This is a genomic window from Pedobacter borealis DSM 19626 (assembly GCF_000708285.2).
GTDB lineage: Bacteria > Bacteroidota > Bacteroidia > Sphingobacteriales > Sphingobacteriaceae > Pedobacter > Pedobacter borealis.
In genome coordinates, this window is record NZ_JAUG01000154.1 from 1 (window position 1) to 5467 (window position 5467).

4 protein-coding genes are annotated in these 5467 nt (G+C 37.2%); 1 reads left to right on the forward strand and 3 read right to left on the reverse strand.

The window, feature by feature from the left end; all coding sequences use genetic code 11:
• Positions 1-271: 271 nt before the first annotated feature.
• The 3 genes from AW17_RS22815 to AW17_RS22825 form a co-directional block, all read right to left on the reverse strand.
• Positions 272-1273, reverse strand: a complete 1002-nt coding sequence (locus AW17_RS22815) for an NAD(P)H-dependent glycerol-3-phosphate dehydrogenase (protein ID WP_029280542.1) — start codon at positions 1271-1273, stop codon at positions 272-274.
• Positions 1274-1504: 231 nt separating this feature from the next.
• Positions 1505-2845 carry an efflux RND transporter periplasmic adaptor subunit gene (locus AW17_RS22820; RefSeq protein WP_029280544.1) on the reverse strand — a complete coding sequence of 447 codons (1341 nt, stop codon included), beginning with the start codon at positions 2843-2845 and terminating at the stop codon, positions 1505-1507.
• A 109-nt stretch (positions 2846-2954) separates the two neighbouring features.
• Positions 2955-4358 carry a TolC family protein gene (locus AW17_RS22825; RefSeq protein ID WP_245235132.1) on the reverse strand — a complete coding sequence of 468 codons (1404 nt, stop codon included), beginning with the start codon at positions 4356-4358 and terminating at the stop codon, positions 2955-2957.
• Positions 4359-4378: 20 nt separating this feature from the next.
• Here AW17_RS22825 and AW17_RS22830 point away from each other — a divergent pair, with 20 nt between their 5' ends.
• Entirely contained in the window at positions 4379-5056 is a 678-nt protein-coding gene (locus AW17_RS22830) for a polysaccharide deacetylase family protein (RefSeq protein WP_029280548.1), read from the forward strand.
• The last annotated feature ends 411 nt before the right edge of the window (positions 5057-5467 follow it).

The window sequence follows — 5467 nt, forward strand, 5'->3', positions numbered from 1 at the left end:
AGTCAAGAGATTTGAAAAGATATGTATGGGTACTGGCAAGATTGGGAGGTTGGAAAGGTTATGAAAGCAAGCGGACACCAGGAATAACAACCCTATGGATCGGACTAAGGTATTTTAGAGCAGCAAAAGAAGGATGGGACACATATAAAGATGTGTCCACACGATAGGATGAATCGGGATCGAAATGACGATACTTCTAATTGACTCACCTCTTTAAATTCTCCTGTAATTTATATTAATTTTTATGAAATAAATATCCTTCAGGGTGACATTAATTTAATTTCTCTGCCAGCAATTTCATTTCGATATGCGGTGAACGGTTTTCATAAATAATACTGTGCACCGCCTTGCAAATTGGCATATCTACATTGTACGCCTGATTTTTAATATGCATACATTTAACTGCATAATAACCTTCTGCAACCATATTCATCTCCAATTGGGCAGATTTTACGGTGTAACCTTTGCCTACCATGTTACCAAACGTACGGTTGCGGCTGAACTGCGAATAGGCCGTAACCAACAAATCGCCAAGATATGCCGACTCCATAATATCCCTATTGATGGGGTGAACGGCATCAACAAAACGTTTAATCTCACGGATGGCATTGCTGATCAACACGGCCTGAAAGTTATCGCCATAACCTATGCCATGACAAATACCGCTGGCTACGGCATAAATATTTTTTAAAACCGCAGCATATTCCGTCCCGAAAATATCGTCTGATACGTTTGTTTTAATGTAACGGGTATTTAAAAATGAAGCGAATGTTGATGCCTTTTCTACATCGGTACAGGCTATGGTTAGGTATGATAATTTTTCTAAAGCTACTTCTTCGGCATGGCATGGTCCGCTAACCACTAAAATATCATCGTATGGGATATTATAATTTTCGTGCAAAAATTCGCCGATAATCAGATTATCTTCGGGTACTATGCCTTTTATGGCTGAAATGATTTTTTTGCCCTTTAAATCTTCAGCGGTGATGGAAGTTAAAGTGTCTTTTAAAAATGCTGCCGGAACGTTTAGAATTACAAATTCGGCAGATTTTATGATGGAGTTGATATCTGAAGAGATATGGTCTTCCTGAGTAAGTTTAATCTCAACAGAACTAATATAATTAGGGTTATGTTTAAATTTTTTAATGTGCGCTATGGCTGCCTCGTTGCGCATCCACCAAAAAATTTCCTTTTCAGATAAATTATCTGCAAGCATTTTAACAATGGCAGTAGCCCAGCTCCCGCCCCCAATCATTGCTATTTTAGGTACCATGTTTTAAAGAGGTATAAGGCTTAAGGTAAAAGGCATAAGGTTATTATGTTCCTATGTACTAAAGCTCAAGGTAAAAGATGTAAAGTTTAGGCAGAAGAACCATATCCCACATCCAAAACCTTACGTCTCAAGCTCGCAAGTTACTATTTCTTGTAGATATTTACGATAAAAAGTGTGAGGTGAATAGGCAAGCCCCTACACCTCACACCTTTAACCTTACGCCTAAAAAGGCTACTTCTTAGCGTCTTTGCTAAACAATTGGTCTTTAGATGTTTTTTCTACAATCATTCCGTCTTTTAATTTGTTTTGGATGGCAGAATAAGGACCGGTAACAATTTCCTGGCCAGTTTTAACACCAGATTTCACGATAATAAACTGGTCATTTTGGATCCCTGTGGTTACCTCTGTCTTTTTAACCTTTTTAGTTTTAGCATCGTAAGCATAAATATATTGCTTCACTTTTTTATCGGTTAATTTAGATTTCTGCTTATCGGTGTTTTCCTGGTTACCCTGCTTTTGACCAGCATCGCCAGATTTACCGTTATCAGTAAATACCGCCTGGATTGGAATAGCCAAACCAGTTAACGATTCGCTTTCGATATCAACCGTGGCCGACATGCCCGGGCGGAATATAGATTGTTGTTTACCCGCCAATTCTTCTGTAATTCTAATTTTTACCGAGAAGTTAGTTACCTGATCTACTGAAGTAGCTACTGCAGTACCCACTGCTGTTGATGAACTTGCAATTTCGGTTACCTCGCCTCTAAATTTTTTATCAGAAAAAGCATCAACCTCAATCGAAGCTTTATCACCAACTTTAACACGGGTAATATCGTTTTCGTTAACATCAACATTAACTTCCATTGATGATAGGTTAGAGATACGCATAATTTCTGTACCTGCCATTTGCGAAGTTCCTAAAATACGATCTCCCAATTCGATTGACAATTTTGAAACCACCCCATCAACCGGCGCATAAATTGTGGTTTTAGCTAAGTTTGCACCTGCTTCTTTAACATTTGCCCCTGTTTGCTGTAAAGTAAATCTAGCACCGGTTACATTTTCTTTTGCACTGGCCAAATTGGCTTTTGCTGTTAAAAAAGCAGCCTTTGCTGCATCGAACTCTGAAGCTGAGATTACTTTTTTATTAAAAAGCTCAACATTACGTTTGTAGGTTGCGTCTGCGTTTACGAAATTGGCCTGGTTTTGAGCCAATTGTTGTTGCGCAGCTGCAACACTTGACTTTTGGGCATTAAAACTAGCTACGGTTCTTTCATAGCCCGATTGCAAAACATCCGGACGTACTTTACAAAGCAATTGGCCTGCTTTAACAATATCACCTTCTTTTACCTTTAATTCTACCACCTCTCCCGATACTTCAGAACTTAATTTAACCTCAGTTTCTGGTTGAATTTTACCACTTGCAGTAACTGTTTCAACAACAGTTTTATCTGATGCTTTTTCTGTAGTTACTTTTTCGGTTTTGTTCCCGCCTATAACTCCAGTCAGCTTTAGTATAACTAGGAGAGCTATGATAGCAACTACGGTAATAATAATGTGCTTCAGTTTCATAATTTATTGATTGTATTTCGTTTGTTGTATTATGTTGTAATGTTTTAAAGTTAAAACGTTGTTATGGTATAAAACCAAAGCTTCTTTTTTATTTTTTCAGCTTTTAATCTTAAAATGTGATCTGTTTACCCAAATAATAATCAATTACTTTAGCCCTGAACAGTAAATCGTATTTTGCTAAGATAAAATCTATTTCGGCTTTGTTTCTATTGGTTTGAGCAGTACTGTAATCCAGTGAGTTTACCAAACCTACATTGTAACGTTGATCGATTACATAAAAAGCATCTTTCTGCGCCTGAAAAGCATTTTGGGTAGAAGAGTATCTACTTTGTGCGGCACTAAGATCGGCAACTGCCTGATTGATTACTTTGATCAAATTGTTTTTTGATAGCTGCTCATCAGTTTTGCGCTGCATCCAGTTAATTTTCGCTTTCCTTACCGATGATCTTGTTGTAAAACCATTAAAAATCGGAACGGAAATTCCCATACTCACATACTGACCAAAGTTATCAGATAATTGATCGGTAAATTTCGATATCGGAAAACTCGAATTAAACCGATAGTAATAAGCCGATCCTAAACCAGCTCCTAAACTAATCTGAGGAAAGAATCCCCCCTTAGCTACAGCAATACCTTTTTCGGCTGCTTTACTGTTTAATTCCGCTAATTTAATATCAGGGAATGTGGCTAAAGCCTGGTTATAGATATCAGTAGGTACATAAGTGGTTTGAATATTCCCCATCTCATTAACCAAAGGAGGCTGAACCTTAAAAGTCATTGGAGGTTGAATCTCCATCAATTGGCCTAAAGTTAAATAAGATATGGTTAGCTGGTTTTGAGCATTTGTTAAATTAAGCTCTGCTGTGGCTGCCTGCGATTTTGCCTGAGATATATCGGCCAGGGTTTTATTTCCAACATCTAAAAGTGCTTGCTCCCTTTTTAAAGTAGAATTGGCTACATCCAATTGTTGCTTTGTAGCCTTTACCTGATCTTCATTATTTAACACCTGAAGATAAGCCGTAACCACCTGAAGAATCAGATCGTTCTTTACCTTTTCTACATTGGTTTCGTTAGCGGCCAGTAAAATTTTGTTTTGTCTGATCTGGTTGAGTTTAGTACCACCTCCAAAAAGCGAAACATTCGTACTTACGTTTGGAGTTAAATTATAATTTTGAGTGTTTTCGAATAAACCTGAAACCTGTTGACTTCTACCCCATTGCATCGACTGGTTAATGGTACCATTTAAAGTAGGTAAGAGTGCATTTTTAGATTGACGAACAGTTTCTTCACTTAAAGAAGCACTAAAAGCGGCTTGTTTAATATTTAAATTGTTTTTTAATGTGTTTTCAACTGCCTGTTGAATGCTGATAACTTCTTGAGCCTTAATTTTCTGACTAAAACTTAATGCTACTAATAACGCAGATCCGGTAATTAACTTATTCTTGGTAAACATCTTCATAATTTGTTTCAAATCTATATAAACAACTTTAATAATTTCAATCTGTACAGGCATTTAGTAACTTTGTAGCTAAAATGTACCTGATCAAATCACCGCTTCTGCTAAAATGGTATTATCCATCACTATTATGGAATAAATCCCGCACCGAAAAAGTTATTTATTTGACCTTTGACGATGGACCCATACCCAATGTTACAGATTTTGTATTAAAAACTTTAAAAGTCTTTAATGCTAAAGCTACATTTTTTTGCATTGGCGATAATATTGTAAAACACCCCGAAGTTTTTGAACGTGTAAAAAACGACGGACATGCCATTGGCAACCATACTTTCAATCATTTAAAAGGCTGGAAAACCGATAATGAAACCTACCTTCAAAATACACTAAAATGCCAGGAACTTACACAAACCGATCTTTTCCGCCCACCTTACGGAAGGATTAGGAAGAGCCAGATTAAAAGTCTGAAGTCCGTAGTCCGAAGTCCGAAGTCCATATTCCAAAATCAACAATCTGAATTAGGACTAAAGACTATCGACTCAGGGCTGAACATCATAATGTGGGATGTACTCAGCGGCGATTTCGACATTAAGCTTTCGCCCGAAAAATGTTATCGAAATGTGATTAAACATACCGGAAATGGCTCTATAATTGTATTTCATGACAGTTTAAAAGCATTCGACCGTTTATCTTACGCACTTCCCAAAGTATTGGCTTATTTTAGTGAAAAAGGTTTTACATTTTCAACGCTTTAGCCTTAAGCTAATCTTATGCCAAGGCGTTAAACAAACACCAACCAACTGAATATCAATAAATTAATATATTAAAAAACAAATAACTGTTCAAAATCGCACAAATCTGTCCGATAACGAACGGTTAACTCAGGTATTAAGATGCTATCGTTTAACTACTTTTCATCTTGCCAACAGTAGCCCCGATTAACATTATGTAGTGACCAGTTTTTGGCTTCTTTTCTTAATGCGATCGTCATTAGGCTGTATCATATTTGTAATTCCATTCGAATTTGTCATGTTGTCCAAAGGACTCCTACGGAGAGCTTGTCGAAACGCCCTTCGATATATTTAAACAGGTCCTTCGACAGGCTACCATTGACAGACCTCCATAGAAAGGTCGTCATTGCGAGGCACGAAGCAATCTTAATGCGC

Bases quoted from the DNA above. Each gene is read 5' to 3' on its own strand.
- AW17_RS22825 (WP_245235132.1), bottom strand. From the start codon at position 4,358: ATGCCTGTACAGATTGAAATTATTAAAGTTGTTTATATAGATTTGAAA.
- AW17_RS22820 (WP_029280544.1), bottom strand. From the start codon at position 2,845: ATGAAACTGAAGCACATTATTATTACCGTAGTTGCTATCATAGCTCTC.
- AW17_RS22815 (WP_029280542.1), bottom strand. From the start codon at position 1,273: ATGGTACCTAAAATAGCAATGATTGGGGGCGGGAGCTGGGCTACTGCC.
- AW17_RS22830 (WP_029280548.1), top strand. From the start codon at position 4,379: ATGTACCTGATCAAATCACCGCTTCTGCTAAAATGGTATTATCCATCA.